16 protein-coding genes are annotated in these 22,189 nt (G+C 71.1%); 14 read left to right on the top strand and 2 right to left on the bottom strand.

The annotated features are described in order from the left end of the window. The first annotated feature begins 327 nt into the window (after nucleotides 1-327). The 5 genes from ACZ5Y0_RS34875 to serA all read left to right on the top strand — a co-directional run bounded on the left by ACZ5Y0_RS34875 (nucleotide 328) and on the right by serA (nucleotide 8,971). The gene (locus ACZ5Y0_RS34875; RefSeq protein WP_469132669.1) at nucleotides 328-3,354 is read left to right on the top strand and encodes a putative bifunctional diguanylate cyclase/phosphodiesterase; all 3,027 of its coding nucleotides are present in this window, start codon (nucleotides 328-330) and stop codon (nucleotides 3,352-3,354) included. Nucleotides 3,355-3,595: 241 nt separating this feature from the next. Further along, on the top strand, nucleotides 3,596-5,449 hold the full coding sequence (locus ACZ5Y0_RS34870) for an acetolactate synthase large subunit (RefSeq protein ID WP_469132668.1): 1,854 nt from the start codon (nucleotides 3,596-3,598) through the stop codon (nucleotides 5,447-5,449). 20 nt (nucleotides 5,450-5,469) lie between these two features. After that, nucleotides 5,470-5,997 carry an acetolactate synthase small subunit gene (ilvN, locus tag ACZ5Y0_RS34865; RefSeq protein ID WP_469132667.1) on the top strand — a complete coding sequence of 176 codons (528 nt, stop codon included), beginning with the start codon at nucleotides 5,470-5,472 and terminating at the stop codon, nucleotides 5,995-5,997. A 119-nt stretch (nucleotides 5,998-6,116) separates the two neighbouring features. Beyond that, complete coding sequence (gene ilvC / locus ACZ5Y0_RS34860) at nucleotides 6,117-7,115, top strand: ketol-acid reductoisomerase (RefSeq protein WP_467520120.1); 999 nt, start codon at nucleotides 6,117-6,119, stop codon at nucleotides 7,113-7,115. Between the two features lie 266 nt (nucleotides 7,116-7,381). Further along, nucleotides 7,382-8,971 carry a phosphoglycerate dehydrogenase gene (gene serA / locus ACZ5Y0_RS34855; RefSeq protein WP_469132666.1) on the top strand — a complete coding sequence of 530 codons (1,590 nt, stop codon included), beginning with the start codon at nucleotides 7,382-7,384 and terminating at the stop codon, nucleotides 8,969-8,971. A gap of 61 nt (nucleotides 8,972-9,032) precedes the next feature. Here the strand turns inward: serA and ACZ5Y0_RS34850 are convergent, their stop codons facing one another. Continuing rightward, complete coding sequence (locus ACZ5Y0_RS34850) at nucleotides 9,033-10,568, bottom strand: MFS transporter (RefSeq protein ID WP_469132665.1); 1,536 nt, start codon at nucleotides 10,566-10,568, stop codon at nucleotides 9,033-9,035. A gap of 83 nt (nucleotides 10,569-10,651) precedes the next feature. Here ACZ5Y0_RS34850 and ACZ5Y0_RS34845 point away from each other — a divergent pair, with 83 nt between their 5' ends. Next, nucleotides 10,652-11,230, top strand: coding sequence for a TetR/AcrR family transcriptional regulator (locus tag ACZ5Y0_RS34845; RefSeq protein WP_469132664.1), 579 nt, complete (start codon nucleotides 10,652-10,654; stop codon nucleotides 11,228-11,230). A gap of 280 nt (nucleotides 11,231-11,510) precedes the next feature. Here the strand turns inward: ACZ5Y0_RS34845 and ACZ5Y0_RS34840 are convergent, their stop codons facing one another. After that, on the bottom strand, nucleotides 11,511-12,698 hold the full coding sequence (locus ACZ5Y0_RS34840) for a PucR family transcriptional regulator (protein WP_469132663.1): 1,188 nt from the start codon (nucleotides 12,696-12,698) through the stop codon (nucleotides 11,511-11,513). Between the two features lie 163 nt (nucleotides 12,699-12,861). Here ACZ5Y0_RS34840 and ACZ5Y0_RS34835 point away from each other — a divergent pair, with 163 nt between their 5' ends. From ACZ5Y0_RS34835 to ACZ5Y0_RS34800, 8 genes are all read left to right on the top strand, one after another. Beyond that, nucleotides 12,862-13,833: a proline dehydrogenase family protein gene (locus tag ACZ5Y0_RS34835; protein WP_469132662.1), complete on the top strand. Its 972-nt coding sequence runs from the start codon at nucleotides 12,862-12,864 to the stop codon at nucleotides 13,831-13,833. A gap of 39 nt (nucleotides 13,834-13,872) precedes the next feature. Further along, a complete protein-coding gene (gene pruA / locus ACZ5Y0_RS34830; protein WP_469132661.1) occupies nucleotides 13,873-15,504 on the top strand; it encodes an L-glutamate gamma-semialdehyde dehydrogenase in 1,632 nt (543 codons plus the stop codon). Nucleotides 15,505-15,579: 75 nt separating this feature from the next. Beyond that, nucleotides 15,580-16,440 carry an alpha/beta fold hydrolase gene (locus tag ACZ5Y0_RS34825; RefSeq protein WP_469132660.1) on the top strand — a complete coding sequence of 287 codons (861 nt, stop codon included), beginning with the start codon at nucleotides 15,580-15,582 and terminating at the stop codon, nucleotides 16,438-16,440. Between the two features lie 365 nt (nucleotides 16,441-16,805). Beyond that, a complete protein-coding gene (locus tag ACZ5Y0_RS34820) occupies nucleotides 16,806-16,937 on the top strand; it encodes a hypothetical protein (RefSeq protein WP_469132659.1) in 132 nt (43 codons plus the stop codon). A gap of 281 nt (nucleotides 16,938-17,218) precedes the next feature. Further along, nucleotides 17,219-18,262, top strand: a complete 1,044-nt coding sequence (locus ACZ5Y0_RS34815) for a 3-isopropylmalate dehydrogenase (protein WP_469132658.1) — start codon at nucleotides 17,219-17,221, stop codon at nucleotides 18,260-18,262. A 245-nt stretch (nucleotides 18,263-18,507) separates the two neighbouring features. Continuing rightward, the gene (locus ACZ5Y0_RS34810) at nucleotides 18,508-19,596 is read left to right on the top strand and encodes a branched-chain amino acid aminotransferase (protein ID WP_469132657.1); all 1,089 of its coding nucleotides are present in this window, start codon (nucleotides 18,508-18,510) and stop codon (nucleotides 19,594-19,596) included. A 203-nt stretch (nucleotides 19,597-19,799) separates the two neighbouring features. Then, complete coding sequence (gene ureA / locus ACZ5Y0_RS34805; protein WP_469132656.1) at nucleotides 19,800-20,522, top strand: urease subunit gamma; 723 nt, start codon at nucleotides 19,800-19,802, stop codon at nucleotides 20,520-20,522. Further along, nucleotides 20,519-22,189 carry an urease subunit alpha gene (locus ACZ5Y0_RS34800; protein WP_469132655.1) on the top strand — a complete coding sequence of 557 codons (1,671 nt, stop codon included), beginning with the start codon at nucleotides 20,519-20,521 and terminating at the stop codon, nucleotides 22,187-22,189. The genes ureA and ACZ5Y0_RS34800 overlap by 4 nt, the downstream gene beginning before the upstream one ends.

Below are 22,189 nucleotides of genomic sequence, written 5' to 3'. Positions count from 1 at the left end.
GCGTAGAGAAGCTATGTCCCTGAGTGACGATCCTGGTGTATCGTCCCGACAGGGGCTGCGCCGTGCACCGTTCGGCGCCGGGGTTGGACGTTTCAGACTGTGAGGGGGGCGACGGGCGATGCACGGCCTACGGACGAACGACCTGACGCGGCGGAGCCGCCGACGACGGCCCTGGTGCACGGCGACGCGCGCGAGCGAGGGCCCCACCGGTCTCGGGAGCCGGCCCGGCGACCGTCACCACCGCGGTCGGAGCGGCCGCCGCGGTCCTACGCGCCCGGCGCACCGGGGCGGGCGGGACGTGGCAGCGGCACGGACCGGGAGGCCCCGGTGAGTTCGCCGCCGACCTCCACGACCCTCCTCGACGGAGCACTGCGGACGCAGGCCCCGACGGGAACGCCGCCGACCAGGCCGCCGTCCCCCGGCGGCCGGAGATCGAACACGGTCCACCAACTCCTGCTGGCGCTGGTGTGCGCGGGGTACGCCGTCGGTTCCGCGCTCGGCTGGGGGTCCGACCTGGTCGCCCGGATCATGGGCGACTTCGGCCTCTCGGCGGCCGCGGGCGCCGCCTCCGTGTCCTGCTTCCTCTACGCGCGCACCCGCCGCGTCAGCCTGCGCCCGGCCTGGCTGCTGTTCTCGTTCTCGTCGGCGATGGCGGCCCTGGGCAACCTTGTCTGGGGGTGGTACGAGGTCGTCCTGGAGCGGCCCGTGCCCAGCCCCAGCTACGCCGACGTGTTCTTCCTCTGCTTCGCGCCACCCGCGATCGTGGGGCTGCTGGTGCTCGCCGCCCGGCCCGTGACCAGGGCCGGCTGGGTCTGCCTCGCGCTCGACGCCTGGCTGATCGCCGGCTCGCTGATCACCCTCGCCTGGAGCCTCGCGCTCGCCCAGGCCGCGGACCTCGACGGACCGAGCGTGGCCCACGCGGCGCTCACCCTGGCGTATCCGCTGCTCGACATCGCCCTGGTCAGCATGGTGCTCGTGCTGCACTTCCGGCGCTCGCCGGTCAACCGCACGGCGGTCAACACCGCCGTCAGCGCTCTCGCGCTGACCGTCATGTGCGACGCCCTGTTCACCTCACCGCTGATGCACAACAACTACCGCTCGGGCCAGCTCCTCGATGCCGGCTGGTTCGCCGGTTCCCTGCTGCTCGCCTACGCCCCCTGGGCCGCCGGCCGGCACCGGCGGGCGCGCGCCACGGGGCACACGCGCGTGGTGCACGAGCATGTGCCCCGGCAGCACACCGGCGTCCGGCCGCCCCAGCCGCCCGTGCGGACGCCCGCGCCCGGAGCCGACCCGAGCCGTTATCCGGCCACCCGCCCCATCACCGGCTCCCTCGCCGCCCTCACGCCGTATCTCGCCGCCGCCGTCTGCACCCTGGGCATCCTCTACAACGTCCTCAACGGCCGCAGCGTCGACCGCGTCGTCCTGCTCACCGGCGGCGCCGTGGTGCTGGCCCTCGTGGTGCGCCAGGGCATCATGCTGCTCGACAACATCACCCTCACCCAGGAACTGGCTCAGAAGGAGAACCACTTCCGCTCCCTGGTGCAGGGCTCCAGCGACGTCATCATGATCGCCGCCCCCAGCGGCGTCCTGCGCTACGTCTCCCCGGCGGCCGCCGGTGTCTACGGACGGTCCGCCGAGGACCTGGTGGGCATCGAGCTGGCCGACCTCATCCATCCGGAGGACCTGGGGTGCGTGGTGCACGAGGTGCGCCGCTTCCTCGCCGCCAGTCCCCAGGAGGAGCCCACCACCCGTATCGAATGCCGCTTCCGCTCCGGCGGGGGCGGCTGGCTCAATGTCGAGTCCACCGTGAACCGGCACCACGGCGGCCTGATCTTCAACAGCAGGGACGTGACCGAGCGGGTGCGCCTCCAGGCACAGCTCCAGCACAACGCCGAGCACGATCCGCTCACCGATCTGCCCAACCGCGCCCTGTTCACGCGACGCGTGCAGCAGGCGCTCTCCGGCCGCCGCAGCTCCGACCGGGGCACCGCCCTGCGCAACACCGCCGTCCTGTTCATCGACCTCGACGGCTTCAAGGCCGTCAACGACACCATCGGCCATCAGGCGGGCGACGAACTCCTCGTCCAGGCCGCCCGCAGGCTCCAGGACGCCGTGCGGCAGGGGGACACCGCCTCCCGGCTCGGCGGTGACGAGTTCGCCGCCCTGATCGTCGGCGACGCCACCCGCGACCGCGGCGCCCACGAGGGTCACATACTGGAACTGGCCGACCGGCTGCGGCTCACCCTCTCCCAGCCCTATCTGATCGACGGCACCGAGGTGCGGGTGGCCGCCTCCATCGGTGTGGCCTTCGCCGAGGCGGGGTTCGGCGCCGGCGAGCTGCTGCGCAACGCCGACCTCGCCATGTACCGCGCCAAGGCGGGCGGCAAGGGCCGGGTCGAGCTGTACAGGCCGCAGATGCAGCAGGACGTCGTACGGAAGGCGGAGCTGGCGACACGGCTGCGGGCCGCTCTGCACGACGGCGAGTTCGCGCTGCTGCACCAGCCCGTGGTGCGGCTGGAGGACGGCCGGATCTCGACGGTCGCGGCCCAGCCCCGCTGGCGGTCCTCCCAGGGGGTGCTGTTCACCCCCGCCGAGTTCCTGCGGGTGGCGGCGGACGAGGGCGACCGGACCGCCGAGCTGGGCCGTTGGGTGCTGGAGCAGGCCGTCGAGCAGGCCGCGGACCGGTCCGCGACCGGGCTGAACGTACCGGTGGTGGTCCAGGTGGGCGCCCGGCGCCTGCTGGACCGCTCGCTGCCGCTGGGCTCCGTCGAGGCACTGCTGACCCGGCACGGGCTGCCGTCCGGGTCGCTGGTGATAGAGCTGTCCGACATCGATGCCAAGGTGTCGCTGGACGACCTGGAGCGCCGGCTCGCCGCGCTGCGGCGCCTCGGTGTCCGGATCGCGCTGGACGGCTTCGGCGGCGGCGTGGCCATCACAGCACTGCGCCGACTCCCCGTGGACGTGCTGAAACTCGACCGCGCCCTGGTCGAGGGGGTCGTGGAGTCCGCGCGGCTGCACAAGATCACCAGTGGGCTGCTGCGGATCGCCGGCGATCTCGGGCTCCAGACCGTGGCCGAGGGCGTGGACCAGCCCGAGCAGGTCCTCGCCCTGCGCGCGATGGGTTGCACGCACGGGCAGGGCATGGCGTTCGCCGGACCGCTCGACGAGTACCGGCTGCGCCGGGCGCTCGGCCGGGGCAGTTGTCCGGTGCCGCACGGCCCCGCCGAACCGGCGTTCGCCGGAGGCGGGACGGGGGTGTACACCGGGGGTGTGTCGGCGGTCCTGAGCGGCGGAAGCCTGGGTGGCGGGACGGCTCTGCGTTCACATGATGAGACCCCCGTCCCACCCACTTGACAGTCGATGCGTGCCGGGGGGAGGGTCAATGCCATGCGCACCCGAATTCTCGTACTTGGACAGCGCGTCGGCTGAGCTGGGACCCACCGGAGACGATCCGGAATCCCGGCGACCACCCCGGCGCGCTCCCCTCGCTTGCCTTTCGGCACGAGGGGTTTTTTGTTGCACCAGCACCTGTCGTCCAGCAGTCGAACACCGCACGAACCTCGCAAAAACCCTCAGCATCGAGAAGAGAATGCCGATGACCGAGCAGGCCACCGGGGCCCATCACCCGCAGCCGCGGCCCCGATCCGGAGGACAGAACTCCGTGTCCGTCGAGCACGTGACGGGTGCGCAGTCCCTCATCCGTTCTCTCGAGGAGGTCGGCGCCGACACGGTATTCGGCATTCCCGGCGGTGCGATCCTTCCCGCGTATGACCCCCTGATGGATTCGACGAGGGTCCGTCACGTCCTGGTCCGCCACGAGCAGGGTGCGGGCCACGCCGCCACCGGCTACGCGCAGGCCACCGGCAAGGTCGGCGTCTGCATGGCCACCTCCGGCCCCGGCGCCACCAACCTGGTCACGCCGATCGCCGACGCCCACATGGACTCGGTGCCGCTGGTCGCGATCACCGGCCAGGTCGCCTCCAAGGCGATCGGCACGGACGCCTTCCAGGAGGCGGACATCGTCGGCATCACCATGCCGATCACCAAGCACAACTTCCTGGTCACCAAGGCCGAGGACATCCCGCGGATCATCGCGCAGGCGTTCCACATCGCCTCCACCGGCCGCCCCGGCCCGGTCCTGGTCGACATCGCCAAGGACGCCCTCCAGGCGCGGACGACCTTCTCCTGGCCGCCCACCATGGACCTGCCCGGCTACCGCCCGGTGACCAAGCCGCACGCCAAGCAGATCCGCGAGGCCGCGAAGCTGATCACCGCCGCGAAGCGGCCGATCCTCTACGTCGGCGGCGGCGTCCTCAAGGCCCGGGCGACCGCAGAGCTGAAGGTCCTCGCCGAGCTGACCGGCGCGCCCGTGACCACCACCCTGATGGGGCTGGGCGCGTTCCCCGACACCCACCCGCAGCACCTGGGCATGCCCGGCATGCACGGCTCGGTGGCCGCCGTCACCGGACTCCAGAAGGCCGACCTGATCGTCGCCCTCGGCGCCCGCTTCGACGACCGCGTCACCGGAAAGCTCGACAGCTTCGCGCCGTACGCCAAGATCGTCCACGCGGACATCGATCCGGCCGAGATCGGCAAGAACCGCGCCGCCGACGTGCCGATCGTGGGTGACGCCCGCGAGGTCCTCGCCGACCTGATCCAGGCCGTGCAGAAGGAGCACGGTGAGACCGGTCCTGGCGACTACAGCGCCTGGTGGAAGGATCTGAGCCGCTGGCGCGAGACCTACCCGCTGGGCTACGACCAGCCCCAGGACGGCTCGCTCTCCCCGCAGCAGGTCATCGAGCGCATCGGGCAACTCGCGCCCGAGGGCACGGTGTTCGCGGCGGGCGTCGGCCAGCACCAGATGTGGGCCGCGCACTTCATCCAGTACGACAAGCCCGCCACCTGGCTGAACTCCGGCGGCGCCGGGACGATGGGCTACGCGGTCCCGGCCGCGATGGGCGCCAAGGCCGGCGTCCCCTCGAAGACGGTCTGGGCGATCGACGGCGACGGCTGCTTCCAGATGACCAATCAGGAACTGACCACCTGCGCCCTCAACAACATCCCGATCAAGGTCGCCATCATCAACAACGGCGCCCTCGGAATGGTCCGCCAGTGGCAGACCCTCTTCTACAACCAGCGCTACTCCAACACGGTGCTGCACAGCGGCCCCGACGCCGACGGCAGGCAGCCGAGCGCCGGCACCCGCGTCCCCGACTTCGTGAAGCTGTCGGAGGCGATGGGCTGCTACGCGATCCGCTGCGAGGACCCCGCCGACCTGGACAAGGTCCTCGAAGAGGCGAACTCCGTCAACGACCGCCCGGTCGTCGTGGACTTCATCGTCCACGAGGACGCGATGGTGTGGCCGATGGTCGCCGCCGGCACCTCCAACGACGAGATCATGGCCGCACGGGACGTCCGCCCCGACTTCGGCGACAACGAAGACGACTGAGCGAGGAAGACCCAAGAGACATGTCCAAGCACACGCTCTCCGTCCTGGTGGAGAACACGCCCGGCATCCTCGCCCGGATCGCCGCCCTGTTCTCCCGCCGCGGCTTCAACATCGACTCGCTCGCGGTCGGCGTCACCGAGCACCCCGAGATCTCGCGCATCACCATCGTGGTGAACGTGATCGAGGAGCTGCCGCTCGAACAGGTCACCAAGCAGCTCAACAAGCTCGTCAACGTGCTGAAGATCGTCGAACTGGAACCCGGATCGGCCGTTCAGCGCGAACTCGTTCTGGTGAAGGTGCGCGCCGACAACGAGACGCGTTCCCAGATCACCGAGATCGTCCAGCTGTTCCGCGCCAAGACCGTGGACGTCTCCCCGGAGGCCGTGACCATCGAGGCCACCGGCGGCAGCGACAAGCTCTCCGCCATGCTCAAGATGCTGGAACCGTACGGCATCAAGGAGCTGGTCCAGTCCGGCACGATCGCGATCGGCCGCGGCTCCCGATCGATCACCGACCGGTCACTGCGCGCACTGGACCGGTCGGCGTAACGACGGAGAACGGGCGGTCGCCGACACCGGCCGCCCGGATACCGAGACCCCGAGACTTCCCTTCCGCCCGCCGTCATACGGTGGGACGCAACACCTGCACACCAAGGAGAGAACCCAAAGTGGCCGAGCTGTTCTACGACGCCGACGCCGACCTGTCCATCATCCAGGGCCGCAAGGTCGCGGTCATCGGTTACGGCAGCCAGGGCCACGCCCACGCCCTGTCGCTGCGCGACTCCGGTGTCGACGTGCGGGTCGGCCTGCACGAGGGCTCCAAGTCCAAGGCCAAGGCCGAGGAGCAGGGTCTGCGCGTGGTGAGCCCGGCGGAGGCCGCCGCCGAGGCCGACCTCATCATGATCCTGATCCCGGACCCGATCCAGGCCCAGGTCTACGAGGAGTCCATCGCCCCGAACCTGAACGACGGCGACGCGCTGTTCTTCGCGCACGGCTTCAACGTCCGCTTCGGTTTCATCAAGGCCCCGGCCGGCGTGGACGTCGCCCTGGTCGCCCCGAAGGGTCCGGGCCACCTGGTCCGCCGCCAGTACGAGGAGGGCCGCGGCGTCCCCGCGATCGCGGCCGTCGAGCAGGACGCCACCGGCAACGCCTTCGCGCTGGCCCTGTCGTACGCAAAGGCCATCGGCGGCACCCGCGCCGGTGTCATCAAGACCACCTTCACCGAGGAGACCGAGACCGACCTCTTCGGCGAGCAGGCCGTGCTGTGCGGTGGCACCTCGGCGCTGGTGAAGGCGGGCTTCGAGACCCTGGTCGAGGCCGGCTACCAGCCGGAGATCGCCTACTTCGAGTGCCTGCACGAGCTGAAGCTGATCGTGGACCTCATGTACGAGGGCGGCCTGGAGAAGATGCGCTGGTCGGTCTCCGAGACCGCCGAGTGGGGCGACTACGTCACCGGCCCGCGCATCATCACGGACGCCACCAAGGCCGAGATGAAGCAGGTCCTCGCCGAGATCCAGGACGGCACCTTCGCCCGGAACTGGATGGACGAGTACCACGGCGGTCTGAAGAAGTACAACGAGTACAAGACGGCCGACTCCGAGCACCTGCTGGAGACCACCGGCAAGCAGCTGCGCAAGCTGATGAGCTGGGTCGACGAGGAGGCGTAGGCCTCACGCCGGGGGCCGGAGCGGATCGCTCCGGCCCCTTCGGCTAACCCGGGGTAACGCCGTGTGTCATGGTGTTGTCCAACCCGTCCGGCCACGGACGGGTGATCCTTCCGCAGAGGCGCAGGACGCTCCTCGCCCCGGCACTACACTGCTGCATTAATACGCGTCAGGCCCACAGCGTCGTGCGTCTTCCACGCGGCTAGCCCCTCCTCCGCCTGCGGCCGTCGGGACGGCCGTCCGCACGCTCTGGACTTGTGAGGACTCACGTGAGCTCGAAACCTGTCGTACTCATCGCTGAAGAGCTGTCGCCCGCGACCGTGGACGCGCTTGGCCCGGACTTCGAGATCCGGCACTGCAACGGAGCGGACCGGGCCGAACTGCTCCCGGCCATCGCCGACGTCGACGCGATCCTGATCCGCTCCGCCACCAAGGTGGACTCCGAGGCGATCGCCGCCGCCAACAAGTTGAAGGTCGTCGCACGAGCCGGTGTCGGCCTGGACAACGTCGACGTCTCCGCCGCCACCAAGGCCGGCGTGATGGTCGTCAACGCCCCCACCTCCAACATCGTGACCGCCGCCGAACTGGCCTGCGGCCTCCTGCTCGCCACGGCCCGCCACATCCCGCAGGCCAACGCCGCGCTGAAGAACGGCGAGTGGAAGCGGAGCAAGTACACCGGCGTGGAGCTGGCCGAGAAGACCCTCGGTGTCGTGGGCCTCGGCCGCATCGGCGCGCTCGTCGCCCAGCGGATGTCCGGCTTCGGTATGAAGGTCGTCGCCTACGACCCGTACGTGCAGCCCGCGCGCGCCGCTCAGATGGGCGTCAAGGTGCTGTCGCTGGACGAGCTGCTCGAGGTCTCCGACTTCATCACCGTCCACCTGCCCAAGACCCCCGAGACGGTCGGGCTGATCGGCGACGAGGCCCTGCGCAAGGTCAAGCCGAGCGTGCGGATCGTCAACGCCGCCCGTGGCGGCATCGTCGACGAGGAGGCGCTGTACTCGGCGCTGAAGGAGGGCCGGGTCGCCGGCGCCGGCCTCGACGTGTACGCGAAGGAGCCCTGCACGGACTCCCCGCTGTTCGAGTTCGACCAGGTCGTCGCCACTCCGCACCTCGGTGCCTCCACCGACGAGGCGCAGGAGAAGGCCGGTATCGCCGTCGCCCGCTCGGTGCGTCTCGCCCTCGCCGGTGAGCTGGTCCCGGACGCGGTGAACGTCCAGGGCGGCGTCATCGCCGAGGACGTCAAGCCCGGCCTGCCCCTCGCGGAGCGCCTCGGCCGCATCTTCACCGCCCTCGCCGGTGAGGTCGCCGTCCGCCTCGACGTCGAGGTCTACGGCGAGATCACCCAGCACGACGTGAAGGTGCTGGAGCTGTCCGCCCTCAAGGGTGTGTTCGAGGACGTCGTCGACGAGACCGTGTCGTACGTCAACGCCCCGCTGTTCGCCCAGGAGCGCGGCGTCGAGGTGCGGCTGACGACCAGCTCGGAGTCGGCCGACCACCGCAACGTCGTCACCGTGCGCGGCACGCTCGGCAACGGCGAGGAGGTGTCGGTCTCCGGCACGCTGGCCGGCCCGAAGCACCTTCAGAAGATCGTGGCGGTCGGCGAGTACGACGTGGATCTCGCCCTGGCCGACCACATGGTCGTGCTGCGGTACGAGGACCGTCCGGGTGTCGTCGGCACCGTCGGGCGCATCTTCGGCGAGGCGGGGATCAACATCGCCGGCATGCAGGTCGCTCGCGCGGCGGTCGGTGGGGAGGCGCTGGCCGTTCTCACGGTGGACGACGCGGTTCCCTCCGGGGTGCTGGGCGAGGTCGGTGTGGAGATCGGCGCGACGTCCGCCCGTGCGGTGAACCTGGTCTGAGTGAGGGCGGCTGGGGGCTGCTGCCCCCAGACCCCCGCACCGGTCCCGAGGGACCTTGTCGTCACACCGCCCCGGACGGGCTGAGACGCTCGTCCGGCGCTTCGCATGCCTGCTCCCGTACGTCGACCCGCCGCAGCGTGACCGCTGCCAGCGCTGCCGCCGCTGTCAACAGCACGGCCCCCGCGACCGCCGCCCCCTGCATTCCGCTGGTGAACGCCTCGCGGGCGGCCGTCGCGAGGCCCGGCACCCGGTCGGCCACCGCCAGCGCGCCGCCCAGGGTCTCCCGTGCCTCGGCGGGAGACGAGGGCGGCATCTCGTGGCGGTAGACCGCCGTACCGATGGAGCCGAGGACCGCCATGCCCAGCGCACCGCCGAACTCGGCGCCGGTCTCCATCAGCGAGGACGCGGTGCCGGCCCGTTCCACGGGGGCGGTGCCCATCGCGAGGTCCATGATCTGGGACATCACCACCACGCTCCCGACGGCGAGCACCGCGCAGGAGACCAGCACCAGCCACATCGAGTCCGTACCGGCGAGCGCCAGCAGACCGAAGCCGGACGCGGCGATCAGGAAACCCGCGGTCACGACGTGGGCGCGATCGGCGCCCCTGTGCACCAGCCCGGTCGCGACCGGTGCCGCCGCGCCGATCGGTACCGAGGGCAGTAGTGCCCACAGGGCCGCCTCCAGTGCGCTCTTGTCGAGCACGGACTGCAGGTACTGGGTGGTGAAGTACGCCGAGCCCATGATGCCGAACGCCGAGACGAGGTTCAGGGCGACCGAGGGGGCGAAGCCCCGGCCACGGAACAGGTCCGGGGGGATCATCGGTGAGGCGGCGTTGCGCTGGCGGTGGACGAAGAGCGCCGCGAACAGCAGACCGAGGGTGATCGAGACGACGTAGCGGACGTTCCAGCCCTCGGAGGGGATCTCCTTCAAGCCGTAGACCACGGGCAGCACGGCGGCCATCGACAGCGGCACGCTCAGCAGGTCGAAGCGGCCGCACCCGGGCTTCTCGGACTCGGGGAGCAGGAGCGGGCCGAGGATCAGCAGCAGGGCCATCGCGGGCAGGTTGACCAGGAAGACCGAGCCCCACCAGAAGTGCTCGACGAGCACCCCGCTCATCACCGAACCGAGCGCGATCCCGGCCGTCATCACGCCGGACCACAGGCCGATCGCCTTCGCGCGCTGGCCGGGGTCGGTGAACATCGTGCGGAGCATGGCCAGCGTCGACGGCATCAGGGTCGCGCCGCCGACGCCGAGGATCGCGCGGGCCGCGATCAGGGTCTCGGCGCTGTTCGCGTACGCCGCCACCAGCGAGGCGGTGCCGAAGGCCACGGCTCCGATCAGGAGCAGCCGGCGGTGGCCGACGCGGTCGCCGAGCGAGCCCATCGTCATCAGCAGGCCGGCCAGCACGAACGCGTAGATGTCGAAGATCCACAGCTGCTGGGTGCCGGTCGGCTCCAGGTCGGCGCTGATCGCGGGGATCGCGAAGTACAGGACGGAGACGTCCATCGAGACCAGCAGCAGCGGCAGCATCAGCACGCCGAGCGCGGTCCATTCGCGGCGGCCGGCCCGCACGTCGCCCATCGGGTTGGTTGTCATGCCGGCGAATGTACGCTCGTCCTATACGTTTGTCTATGACAAGCGTATAGGACGGACGTATGGATCCGGGATAAGGTGGCGTCATGGGACACCGCGAGGATCTGCTCGAAGGCGCCAAGCGCTGCCTGCTGGCGAAAGGGTTCGCGCGCACGACCGCGCGCGACATCGTCAAGGAGTCCGGCACCAACCTGGCCTCGATCGGCTACCACTACGGCTCGAAGGACGCGCTGCTCGCGCAGGCCTACGTGGAGATGGTGGAGGGCATGTCCGTCGCCTTCGAGGGGGCCGAGGGGCTCCGGGGGGAGCCCGGCTCGATCGAGCGGTTCGCCGAGGTGTGGTCGAACATCGTCGGCACCATGCGGGACCCCGGCTCGATGTGGCGGCTCAGCATGGAGATCACGGTCATGGGCGACCAACTGCCCGAGTTGCGGGACCATCTGGCACGGGCCCAGCGGGAGGCCGCGCGCGGCATCGTCACCATCTTCCACGGGGGCCGGGAGGAGGACGTCACGGACGACACGGTGGACACCCTCGGCTCCTTCTACCTGACCCTGATGATGGGCCTCCTGGCGCAGTGGACCTTCGACCCGGAGAGCGCCCCCGAGGCCGAGCAGCTGGCCGAAGGCCTGCGTCGGGTGATCGAGGGCGTCACCCGGAAGTGACCCGCCCCCGGCGCATCCCGATCACCCGGTCGGCGAAGTGCCGTACGAGCACCCGGCCGGGGCGGATGAACAGGCGGCCGGGGCCCGGGTGGTCCCGGAGGACGGCCGGCAGGTTCACGACCCGGGCGCGCCGACGGGTCCGGGGCCGACACCGCTCGTCCCGGACGTGCAGCCGCTGGTCGGAGGCCGGCGCGCCGGCACCGACCGCGAAGGGGGTGCGCCGACCGTGACGCGATGACGATCGTTGTCGACGACGATCCCTCGTGTCGGTGCGGGGGTCTCAGAGCCGCCGCGCCTTGAGGGTCATGTGCAGCAGCAGCCGGTCCTCGCCGTCGTCCAGGTCCAGGCCCGTCAACTGCTCCACCCGCGACAGCCGGTAGTACAGCGTCTGCCGGTGGATGCCCAACTCCGCGGCCGTGCGGCCCGCCTGGCCCGCGCAGTCCAGGTACGCCTCGGCGGTGCGGGCCAGTTCCCGGTGGGCGGGGGCCAGCAGGGCCCGTACGGCCGGGTCGTGGGCGGAGTCGGGGGGCAGCGAGGTCAGCAGACGGTAGGGCCCGATCGACGCCCAGTCGGCGGTCGGACCGAGGCGGGGCTCCGCGAGCGCCGCCCGTGCCGCCCCCGATGCCTCCTGCCAGGCCGCCCCCAGCTCCGCGAGGCCGGCCCGTCCCGCCGCGATCCCGGCGGCACCCGCCCCGCCGGTCCGGTCCAGCAGCCGTGCCGCCGCCGAGGCCGCCGGGGTCAGGGTCTCCGTCGAGCGCAGCCGGACCAGCACCGCGAGGCACTGGCCGCTCAGCCCCCACGGCACGGTGCACAGGGCCTCCGCGCCGGGCAGGGTCCGCAGCGACGGCGCGTCGTCGGGGTCGGCCGACGGCCAGGGCGCGACACACACCACCGTGTGAGGGCCGTCCGCGCGGGCACCGAGCGCGGTGCGCAGCTCCGCCACCGCCATGTCCCGCCGCCAGCCCCGGTCGGCGGCCAGGACCGCCCGCAGCTCGCGGGTCAGGTCGGCGCCGTGCTGGGCCTCGTCCGCGAGCAGCGCGCCGATCCGGCCCGTCACCTCCATCGCGCCCGCCAACTGGTCGTCCGAGGGGCCCGGATCGCCGTCCAGCAGCCAGACGTAGCCGAGGACGACCCCCCGGTGGCGCACCGGGAGGCAGACGCGGCCCCGGTGGACTCCGGCCTCGGGGGTCGGCGGGATACGGACCGGGGCCGTGGCGCGGGTGATGCCGAAGCCCTCGAACCAGGTCCGGACCGCCGGTGTGGAACGCCGGGTCAGGATCGACCGGGTGCGCACCGGGTCCAGCGCGGCGGCGTCCAGCTCGTCCTCGCTGTCGTAGACGCCGAACGCGATCAGCTCGAAGTCACGGTTCTCCAGGGTCGCGGGGACGCCGAGCAGCTCCGAGATCTCGTCGACCAGCTCCTGGTACTCACCCTTGAAATCCGCCGTCACCCGGTCATTCTCCCGCATCACACCCCCCCTTCATACATCTGTCTGAGATACGCGGCATGGATGCGTGACAGCTGTCGATGGCCGAGGATCGGAGGGATCCTTAGGTTTCACGGTGGTTCTCCGTGCCGTTCCCGAATCGTCGGGAAGCGGCCTCGTATGGGTTGGTATGTGGAGGTGCCCCGTGCTGGGTCCCGTGATTCTCGCCGCGTCGCGCAGCGACCGGATGCGACGCCTGATCTCGGCGGCCCCGGTGACGAAGCAGGTCGTGGACCGCTTCATCCCCGGTGAGACGGTGGACGACATCGTCCCGATCATCGAGGAGCTGACCGCCAGGGGCCTGGAGCTGACGATGGACGTCGTCGGCGAGGACATCACCACGCCCGAGCAGGCCGCCGCCGCCCGTGACGCCTACCTGGAGCTGGTGGACCGCCTGAAGGAGCTCCGGCTCGGCGAGCGCGTCGAGATGTCGGTCAAGCTGTCCATGTTCGGCCAGGCCCTCGCGTCGCCCACGACCGCCCCGGCCGACGGGACCGCCCCCGCCTTCCACGGCGGCCACGAGCTGGCCCTCGCCAACGTCCGCCCGGTCGTCGAGGCCGCCGCCGCCATCGGCACGACCGTCACCCTGGACGCCGAGGACCACACCACCCTCGACTCGATGTTCGCCATCCACGAGGAGCTGCGGAAGGACTTCCCGCAGACCGGCTGCGTCATCCAGGCCTACCTCTTCCGCACCGAGGCCGACGCCCGCCGCCTCGCGGGGAGCGGGAGCCGCGTCCGGCTCGTGAAGGGCGCCTACAAGGAGCCCGCCGAGGTCGCCTACCAGCAGAAACACGAGATCGACAAGGCGTACGTCCGCATTCTGCGCACGCTGATGGAGGGCGCGGGATACCCGATGATCGGCTCTCACGACCCGCGCCTGATCTCCATCGCCCAGGAACTGGCCCGCAAAGCGGGCCGCAAGCCCGACGAGTACGAGTTCCAGATGTTGTACGGCATCCGCGGCGACGAGCACCTGCGACTGGCCGCCGAGGGCCACCGCATGCGCGTCTACACCGCCTACGGCACCGACTGGTACGGCTACTTCATGCGGCGGCTGGCGGAGAAGCCGGCGAACCTGCGCTTCTTCCTCCGCTCCATGGTCAGCAAGGGCTGAGCCCGCACCACCCGCTCAAGTCAAGGAGTTACGGATCTCATGGACGCTGTGACCCAGGTCCCCACCCCCGTCAACGAGCCGGTGCACGGCTACGCCCCCGGCTCTCCCGAGCGTGCCCGGCTGGAGGCCAAGCTCAAGGAGCTGGCCGACAACCCGATCGACCTGCCGATGACCATCGGAGGCGAGAAGCGGATGGGCGGCGGCGAGCGCTTCGACGTCGTGCAGCCGCACAACCACAAGGCGCGCCTCGGCACCTACGCCAATGCCACCCGGCAGGACGCGCAGGACGCGATCGACGCGGCCCTCGCCGCCGCGCCCGCCTGGCGTGCGATGGCCTTCGACGACCGCGCCGCGATCATCCTGCGCGCCGCCGAACTGCTGGCCGGCCCCTGGCGCGAGACCCTCGCGGCCTCCACCATGCTCGGCCAGTCCAAGACCGCCCAGCAGGCCGAGATCGACACCCCCTGCGAGCTGGTCGACTTCTGGCGCTTCAACGTCGCCTACGCCCGCCAGATCCTCGCCGAGCAGCCCCCGGCGAACTCCCCGGGCGTGTGGAACCGGCTGGACCACCGCCCGCTGGAGGGCTTCGTCTACGCGATCACGCCGTTCAACTTCACGGCCATCGCGGGCAACCTGCCCACCGCGCCCGCGCTGATGGGCAACGTGGTGGTCTGGAAGCCGTCCCCGACGCAGACCCACGCCGCCGTGCTGCTGATGCGGCTCCTGGAGGAGGCCGGACTGCCCAAGGGCGTCATCAACCTCGTCACCGGCGACGGCATCGAGGTGTCCGAGGTCGCCCTCCAGCACCGGGACCTGGCCGGCATCCACTTCACCGGCTCGACGAAGACCTTCCAGTACCTGTGGAAGACGGTCGGCGCCAACATCGAGAAGTACCGCTCCTACCCGCGACTGGTCGGCGAGACCGGCGGCAAGGACTTCGTCGTCGCCCACCCGAGTGCCGACCCGGCCGTGCTGAAGACCGCCCTCACGCGCGGTGCCTTCGAGTACCAGGGCCAGAAGTGTTCCGCGACCTCGCGCGCGTACATCCCGGCCTCCATCTGGAACTCCGGTTTCAAGGAGGAGTTCGCCGCCGAGGTCGACTACCTCACCATGGGTGACGTGACCGACCTGTCGAACTTCATCGGCGCGGTCATCGACGAGCGGGCCTTCGCCAAGAACAAGGCCGCGATCGACCGCGCGAAGGCGGACCCGACCTGCACGATCGTCGCGGGTGGTACCTACGACGACTCGGTCGGCTACTTCGTGCGCCCCACCGTCGTCGAGTGCACCGACCCGGAGAACGAGGTCTTCACGACGGAGTACTTCGGCCCGTTCCTCGCCGTGCACGTCTACGAGGACGACCGTTACGACGAGATGCTGACCCAGATGGAGTCGGTGTCCGACTACGCCCTCACCGGTTCGGTCATCGCCAACGACCGCGCCGCGGCCGCCTACACGATGGAGAAGCTGCGCTACGCGGCCGGCAACTTCTACATCAACGACAAGTCGACCGGCGCCGTCGTCGGCCAGCAGCCCTTCGGCGGCGGCCGCGCCTCCGGCACCGACGACAAGGCCGGCGCCCCGCAGAACCTGATGCGCTGGACCCTGACCCGCGCCATCAAGGAGACGCTGGTCCCGCCGACCGACTACACCTACCCGCACATGGGCTGACACCCCGCGCACCCGGACGGGCCAGGTCTTCCCCGACCTGGCCCGTCGGCGTGTCCGGGCGGGCAGACTGGCCGTATGACGTGGACCCAGGAGAAGGTGACCGCCGACGACGGGGCACGGCTCTGGACGGCGCGGGCGGGCGGGGGCGAGCCGCTGGTGCTGTGCCACGGTGGGCCGGGCCTGTGGGACATGTTCCACGACGTCGGCGGCGAACTCACCGACCGGGCCACCGTGATCCGCTGGGACCAGCGCGGCTGCGGGCGCTCGCAGCGCAGCGACGGCCCGTGGACGACCGAGCGGTTCGTGGCCGACCTGGACGCCGTACGCGACCACTTCGGCCTGCCGGCCATGGCGCTGCTCGGCCACTCCTGGGGCGCCCAACTGGCGTTGAGGTACGCCCTCGCGCATCCGGAGCGGGTGAGCACGCTGATCTACGTCAGCGGGACGGGCATCGGGCCCGACGCCGACTGGCATCCCGACTATCGTGAGAACTTCCTGGCCCGGCTCGGCGAACATCCGGAACGGCTGCACCGCTGGCGGGAGTTGACCGGCCGCCGACTCTTCACCGACGAGGAGGCGCGGGAGCGCGCCGTGCTCCAGTGGTCCGTCGAGTTCGAGGACCGCGACCGGGCCCTGGCGCACGCCGGGCGGATGGCCGACCCCTGGTTCGGCGTCGCCGCCGGGTGCAGCAAGGTCCTCAACGAGGAACGCAGGCGCCGCTGGGGCACGCCCGAGCTCTTCGCCGCCTGCGCGTCCCTCGACGTACCCGTGCTGATCGTGGACGGGGCACGGGACATCCGCCCGCGCTCGGCCGTGGACTCCCTGGAACGGGCCCTGCCGGCGGTGCGCCGGGTGACGCTGCCGACGGCCGGGCACCTGCCGTGGGCGGAGGATCCCGACGGCTTCCGGGAGGCGGTCGCCGCGGCGATCCACTGACCAGCCGGCCGGGTCCGGCCGGCGGCCGTCACGGTCACTGCCGGCCCGCTCGTCCGGGCGCTGCGCTCGCCGGGTGCCACGATTCCCGCCAAGTGCAGGTCAGCGCGGTGCGACCCGGTACGCCGTCTCAGATAGTAGGAAGTCCGAGTAATTGTGGAGACAGGCGCGGGCTCCTCCCTTAGTTTTGTAGGAGCCGAACGTCTCGCTCGACCCAGCGAATGGCGGTCGTGAGCCGGGCCCGTGCAGGCAACCCCTGCGGCACCGCTCCCCGGCCCCTCTGGTGCCACCCCCCCGCCGTTCAGGCAGTGGGGGAGTCTCGCAACCCCCGCCGCACTCCCTGGTTCCTCGAATGGAGTCGATTTCCCATGGCCGAGACGACCGTCCGCAGCCGAGTCCGCCACGCCTCCCGTACGACCGAGTCCGACCGCAAGAACGCCGCCGCGGCCCTCCAGCGTGCCCTCGACCGCCGTGACAACGGCGGCGAAACCGGCCACTGATCGAACCGGTGCCCGCCGACGGCCGACCGGGTCGCCCCGGCCGCAGTCCAGGCCGCGCCGGGCGGCCCCGTCCAGGCACGCCGGGCCGGACCGGGTCGCCCCAGGGTCCGGGAGCCGCTCCCGGACGGGGCGCGGTGTGGGATCCGCACGGGACGTCCGGCCCCGCGCCGCGCCTCGGGCCGGGCACCCGTCCGGCCCCGCGCCGCGGGCCGGTCACCCCGTCCATGTCCGTATCGCGGACGGTCCATGTCATCCCCTGGGACGGCGAGTAGGGTGCTGGCATGTCTCGCAGCATCAATCTCGCAGTGATCCCCGGTGACGGCATCGGCCAGGAGGTGGTGGCCGAGGGTCTCAAGGTCCTCTCCGCCGTCCTCCCGCAGGAGGTGAAGCTGGAGACCAAGGAGTTCGACTTCGGCGCCCGGCGCTACCACGCCACCGGTGAGACGCTCACCGACGCCGACCTCGACGCGCTGAAGAAGCACGACGCGATCCTGCTCGGCGCGATCGGTGACCCGTCGGTGCCGTCCGGCGTCCTGGAGCGCGGCTTCCTGCTCAAGCTCCGCTTCGCCTTCGACCACCACGTCAACCTGCGTCCCTCGAAGCTGCTGCCGGGTGTCGCCACCCCGCTGGCCGGTGAGCCGCAGATCGACTTCGTGGTCGTCCGCGAGGGCACCGAGGGCCCGTACACCGGCAACGGCGGCACCATCCGCAAGGGCACCGAGCACGAGGTCGCCACCGAGGTCTCCGTGAACACGGCCTTCGGTGTCGAGCGTGTGGTGCGGGACGCCTTCACCCGCGCCCAGGCCCGCCCCCGCAAGAAGCTCGCGCTGATCCACAAGAACAACGTGCTGACCTTCGCCGGTCACCTGTGGACCGACGTCTTCAACAAGGTGGCCGAGGAGTTCCCCGAGGTCACCACCGAGTACATGCACGTCGACGCGGCAACCATCTACCTGGTCACCCAGCCCGAGCGCTTCGACGTCATCGTCACGGACAACCTGTTCGGCGACATCATCACCGACCTCGCCGCGGCCGTCTCCGGCGGCATCGGCGTCGCCGCCAGCGGCAACATCAACCCCGCCGGCGACTTCCCGTCCATGTTCGAGCCCGTGCACGGCTCGGCCCCGGACATCGCGGGCCAGGGCAAGGCCGACCCCACCGCCACGGTCCTGTCCGTCGCCCTCCTGTTGCGCCACCTGGGCTACGAGTCCGAGGCCGCCCGCATCGAGGACGCCGTCTCCGCCGACCTCGCGGAGCGCACCGGCAGGCCGGCCCGCAGCACCACCGAGATCGGCGACGCGCTCGCCGTACGAGTAGCCGGCTGACGCCCGCGCCACCTCGAAACCATTCGAAGCCGCCGGGTCGCATCCGCACCCGGCGGCTTTCGCACGTCCCCGCCGGGTGCAACCATCGACCCCGGGCCGCCTTTTTCCCTGTTTCTTCCACCGCCGAACGCGCGCGATAATCGAACGCGGAGCCGCGGAATGAGGGAATGCTCGGACGTCCTAGCACTGGGCGTACAGGAACGGAAGCGGCCCGTCACTACAACACCGGTGAAGGACAACCACTCATGACGACGCCCACGATCGAGCTCAAGCCCTCCGCCAGCCCGCTCTCCGACGCCGAGCGCACGGCGATCCTGACGAGTCCCGGGTTCGGCCGCCACTTCACCGACCACATGGTGACGATCAAGTGGACCGAGGGCCGCGGCTGGCACGACGGTCAGCTCGTTCCGTACGCGCCGATCCCGCTCGACCCGGCGACCAACGTCCTGCACTACGCCCAGGAGATCTTCGAGGGCCTGAAGGCCTACCGCCGTCCCGACGGCTCGGTGGCCACCTTCCGCCCGGACCAGAACGCCAAGCGCTTCCAGCGCTCCGCCCGCCGTCTCGCCATGCCCGAACTGCCGGTCGAGACGTTCATCGAGGCCTGCGACGCGCTGGTCCGCCAGGACAAGGACTGGGTGCCCGCGCACGGCGGCGAGGAGTCCCTCTACCTGCGCCCGTTCATGATCGCGACCGAGGTCGGCCTGGGCGTGAAGCCCGCCAACGAGTACCTCTTCCTCGTCATCGCCTCCCCCGCGGGTGCCTACTTCGCCGGCGGGGTGAAGCCGGTCTCCATCTGGGTCTCCGAGGACCGCGTCCGCGCCGTCCCCGGTGGCATGGGAGACGCCAAGACGGGGGGCAACTACGCGGCTTCCCTGCTCGCCCAGGCCGAGGCCGCCGCCAAGGGCTGTGACCAGGTCTGCTACCTCGACGCGGTCGAGCACCGGTGGGTCGAGGAACTCGGCGGGATGAACCTGTACTTCGTGTACGGCGACAAGATCGTCACGCCCACCCTCACCGGCTCCATCCTGGAGGGCGTCACCCGTGACTCCCTCCTCCAGGTCGCCCGCGACCTCGGCTTCGAGTCCGAGGAGAGCCGCGTCTCCCTCGAGCAGTGGCAGGGCGACGCCGCGAACGGCACGCTGACGGAGGTCTTCGCCTGCGGCACGGCCGCGGTGATCACCCCCGTCGGCACCGTCAAGCGCGCCGGCGGCGAGTGGCGGCACTCCGGCGGCGAGCCCGGCCCGGTCACCGTGAAGCTGCGCGAGGCGCTCCTCGACATCCAGCGCGGAAAGGCCGAGGACCGGCACGGCTGGATGCACACGATCGGCTAGCCGCCCTCCTCACCGTCAGGGCCGCCTCGGACTCCGCGTCCGGGGCGGCCCCTTTTCGTGCCGCCGGTCGGGCAGCCTTTATTGAGCAACGTTCGATGTGATCAGCCGCTGTCACGCTATCTGGGCTTTCATGGCCTGGGATTCGTGGTTAAGCTCTTTTAGAATGGTGCTCTAAGTCAGAGGATGAGAGGAGGTGTCGTGACGTGAGACTGACCCCGACCGAACGTGACCGACTGCTGCTGTTCGGTGCCGCCGAGCTGGCCCGTGCCCGCCGCGCCCGCGGCCTCAGGCTGAACGTGCCGGAGGCGACCGCGTTGATCGCGGACACCGTGTGCGAGGCGGCCCGTGACGGTGCCCGGCTCGCCGAGGCGATCGAGCGGGCCCGCGCGGTCCTCGGCCCCGACGACGTGCTGCCGGGCGTCGCCGACATCGTCACCGAGGTGCATGTCGAGGCCGTCTTCGAGGACGGCTCCCGGCTCGCGGTGGTCTCCGACCCGGTCGGAGGCGGCCTCGGCGCCGCGGCCCCCGGCGCGCTGCTGCCGGGCCCCCGACACACCGAGCCGGAGGCGGCGGTCCGGGTGACGGTCACCAACACGGCGGGCGTGCCCGTCTCCGTGACCTCGCACTTCCACTTCTTCGAGGCCAATCCCCGCCTCGACTTCGACCGCTCGGCCGCCTACGGCATGCGACTCGCCGTCCCCGCCGGCTCCTCCGTGCGCTTCGGACCGGGCGAACGTGGCGAGGTCGGGCTGGTCCCCATCGGGGGCGACCGGATCGCCATCGGCTTCGCCGGACTGGTCGACGGCCCGCTGGACGCGCCGGGGGCCCGGGAAGAGGCCCTGCGCCGGGCCGCCGCCTGCGGATACCTGGGCGCGGCGACGCCGGGGACGGGGTCGAGGGACGGGACAGAGGGAGAAGAGCTGTGAACCCGTACGAGTACGCCGCCACGCACGGCCCGCGCGCGGGCGACCGCCTCCGGCTCGGCGACTCCGGGCTGGTGATCCGCGTCGAGTCCGACTCCCAGCGCCCCGGCGACGAGTTCCTCGCCGGGTTCGGCAAGACCGCCCGCGACGGACTGCACCTGAAGGCCGCCGCCGTGCGCGAGACCTGCGACGTCGTGATCAGCAACGTCGTCGTGATCGACGCCGCGCTGGGCATCCGCAAGGTGTCCATCGGCATCCGCGAGGGCCGCATCCACTCGATCGGGCGGGCCGGGAACCCCGACACCCTCGACGGGGTCGACGTGGTCGTCGGCACCGGGACCTCGATCGTGTCCGGCGAGGGACTGATCGCCACCGCCGGCGCGGTCGACACGCATGTCCATCTGCTGTCGCCACGGATCATGGAGGCCTCGCTGGCCTCCGGCGTGACCACGGTCATCGGGCAGGAGTTCGGGCCGGTGTGGGGCGTCGGCGTCAACTCGCCCTGGGCGCTGCGGCACGCGTTCGACGCGTTCGACGCCTGGCCGGTCAACATCGGCTTCCTGGGCCGGGGGTCGTCCTCCTCTCCGGCCCCCCTCGTCGAGGCGCTCGCCGAGGGCGGCGCGTCCGGCTTCAAGGTCCACGAGGACATGGGCGCCCACACCCGGGCACTGGACACGGCATTGCGGGTGGCCGAGGAGCACGACGTCCAGGTCGCCCTGCACAGCGACGGACTGAACGAGTGCCTTTCCGTCGAGGACACCCTGCGCGTCCTGGAGGGCCGCACGATCCACGCCTTCCACATCGAGGGCTGCGGCGGCGGACACGTGCCGAACGTGCTGAAGATGGCGGGCGTGCCGAACGTCATCGGATCCTCCACGAACCCCACCCTGCCCTTCGGCCGGGACGCGGTCGCCGAGCACTACGGAATGATCGTCTCCGTCCACGACCTGAAGACCGACCTGCCCGGCGACGCCGCCATGGCCCGCGACCGCATCCGCGCCGGAACCATGGGTGCCGAGGACGTCCTGCACGACCTGGGCGCGATCGGCATCACCTCCTCCGACGCCCAGGGCATGGGCCGGGCCGGCGAGACCGTCCGCCGTACGTTCGCCATGGCCGGGAAGATGAAGGCCGAGTTCGGCGCCCCGGACGAGCACGACAACGAGCGGGTCCTGCGCTACATCGCCAAGCTGACGATCAACCCGGCCGTCGCGCACGGGCTATCGCACGAGGTCGGCTCCCTCGAGAAGGGGAAGCTCGCCGACATCGTGCTGTGGCGTCCCGAGTACTTCGGGGCCAAGCCCCAGCTCGTCCTCAAGGCCGGCTTCCCGGCGTACGGCGTCGTCGGCGATCCCAACGCTGCCACCGACACCTGCGAACCCCTCGTCCTGGGACCGCAGTTCGGCGCGTACGGCGCCACGCCCGCCGACCTCTCGGTGGCCTTCGTCGCGCAGGCCGCGCTGGACCAGGGCAACGACCGGATGCCGACGCGCAGGCGCCGGGTCGCCGTGCGCGGCACCCGCGGCATCGGCCCCGCCGACCTGCGGCTCAACTCCCGTACCGGAGCCGTGGACGTCGACCAGCGCACCGGCCTGGTCACCCTCGACGGAGAACCGCTCCGCTCGGAGCCGGCCGACTCCGTCTCCCTCAACCGCCTCTACTTCCTGTGA

It is taken from the genome of Streptomyces sp. NPDC033216, from assembly GCF_055577115.1.
The sequence above is the reverse complement of the archived record's forward strand: the minus strand, read 5'-3'. Positions and strand labels throughout refer to the sequence as shown.

Coding starts and splice junctions, on each gene's coding strand:
- ACZ5Y0_RS34845 (WP_469132664.1), top strand. CDS start 10,652: ATGGGACACCGCGAGGATCTGCTCGAAGGCGCCAAGCGCTGCCTGCTG.
- ACZ5Y0_RS34840 (WP_469132663.1), bottom strand. CDS start 12,698: ATGCGGGAGAATGACCGGGTGACGGCGGATTTCAAGGGTGAGTACCAG.
- ACZ5Y0_RS34825 (WP_469132660.1), top strand. CDS start 15,580: ATGACGTGGACCCAGGAGAAGGTGACCGCCGACGACGGGGCACGGCTC.
- ACZ5Y0_RS34870 (WP_469132668.1), top strand. CDS start 3,596: ATGACCGAGCAGGCCACCGGGGCCCATCACCCGCAGCCGCGGCCCCGA.
- ACZ5Y0_RS34850 (WP_469132665.1), bottom strand. CDS start 10,568: ATGACAACCAACCCGATGGGCGACGTGCGGGCCGGCCGCCGCGAATGG.
- ACZ5Y0_RS34815 (WP_469132658.1), top strand. CDS start 17,219: ATGTCTCGCAGCATCAATCTCGCAGTGATCCCCGGTGACGGCATCGGC.
- pruA (WP_469132661.1), top strand. CDS start 13,873: ATGGACGCTGTGACCCAGGTCCCCACCCCCGTCAACGAGCCGGTGCAC.
- ACZ5Y0_RS34810 (WP_469132657.1), top strand. CDS start 18,508: ATGACGACGCCCACGATCGAGCTCAAGCCCTCCGCCAGCCCGCTCTCC.
- ACZ5Y0_RS34820 (WP_469132659.1), top strand. CDS start 16,806: ATGGCCGAGACGACCGTCCGCAGCCGAGTCCGCCACGCCTCCCGTACG.
- ilvN (WP_469132667.1), top strand. CDS start 5,470: ATGTCCAAGCACACGCTCTCCGTCCTGGTGGAGAACACGCCCGGCATC.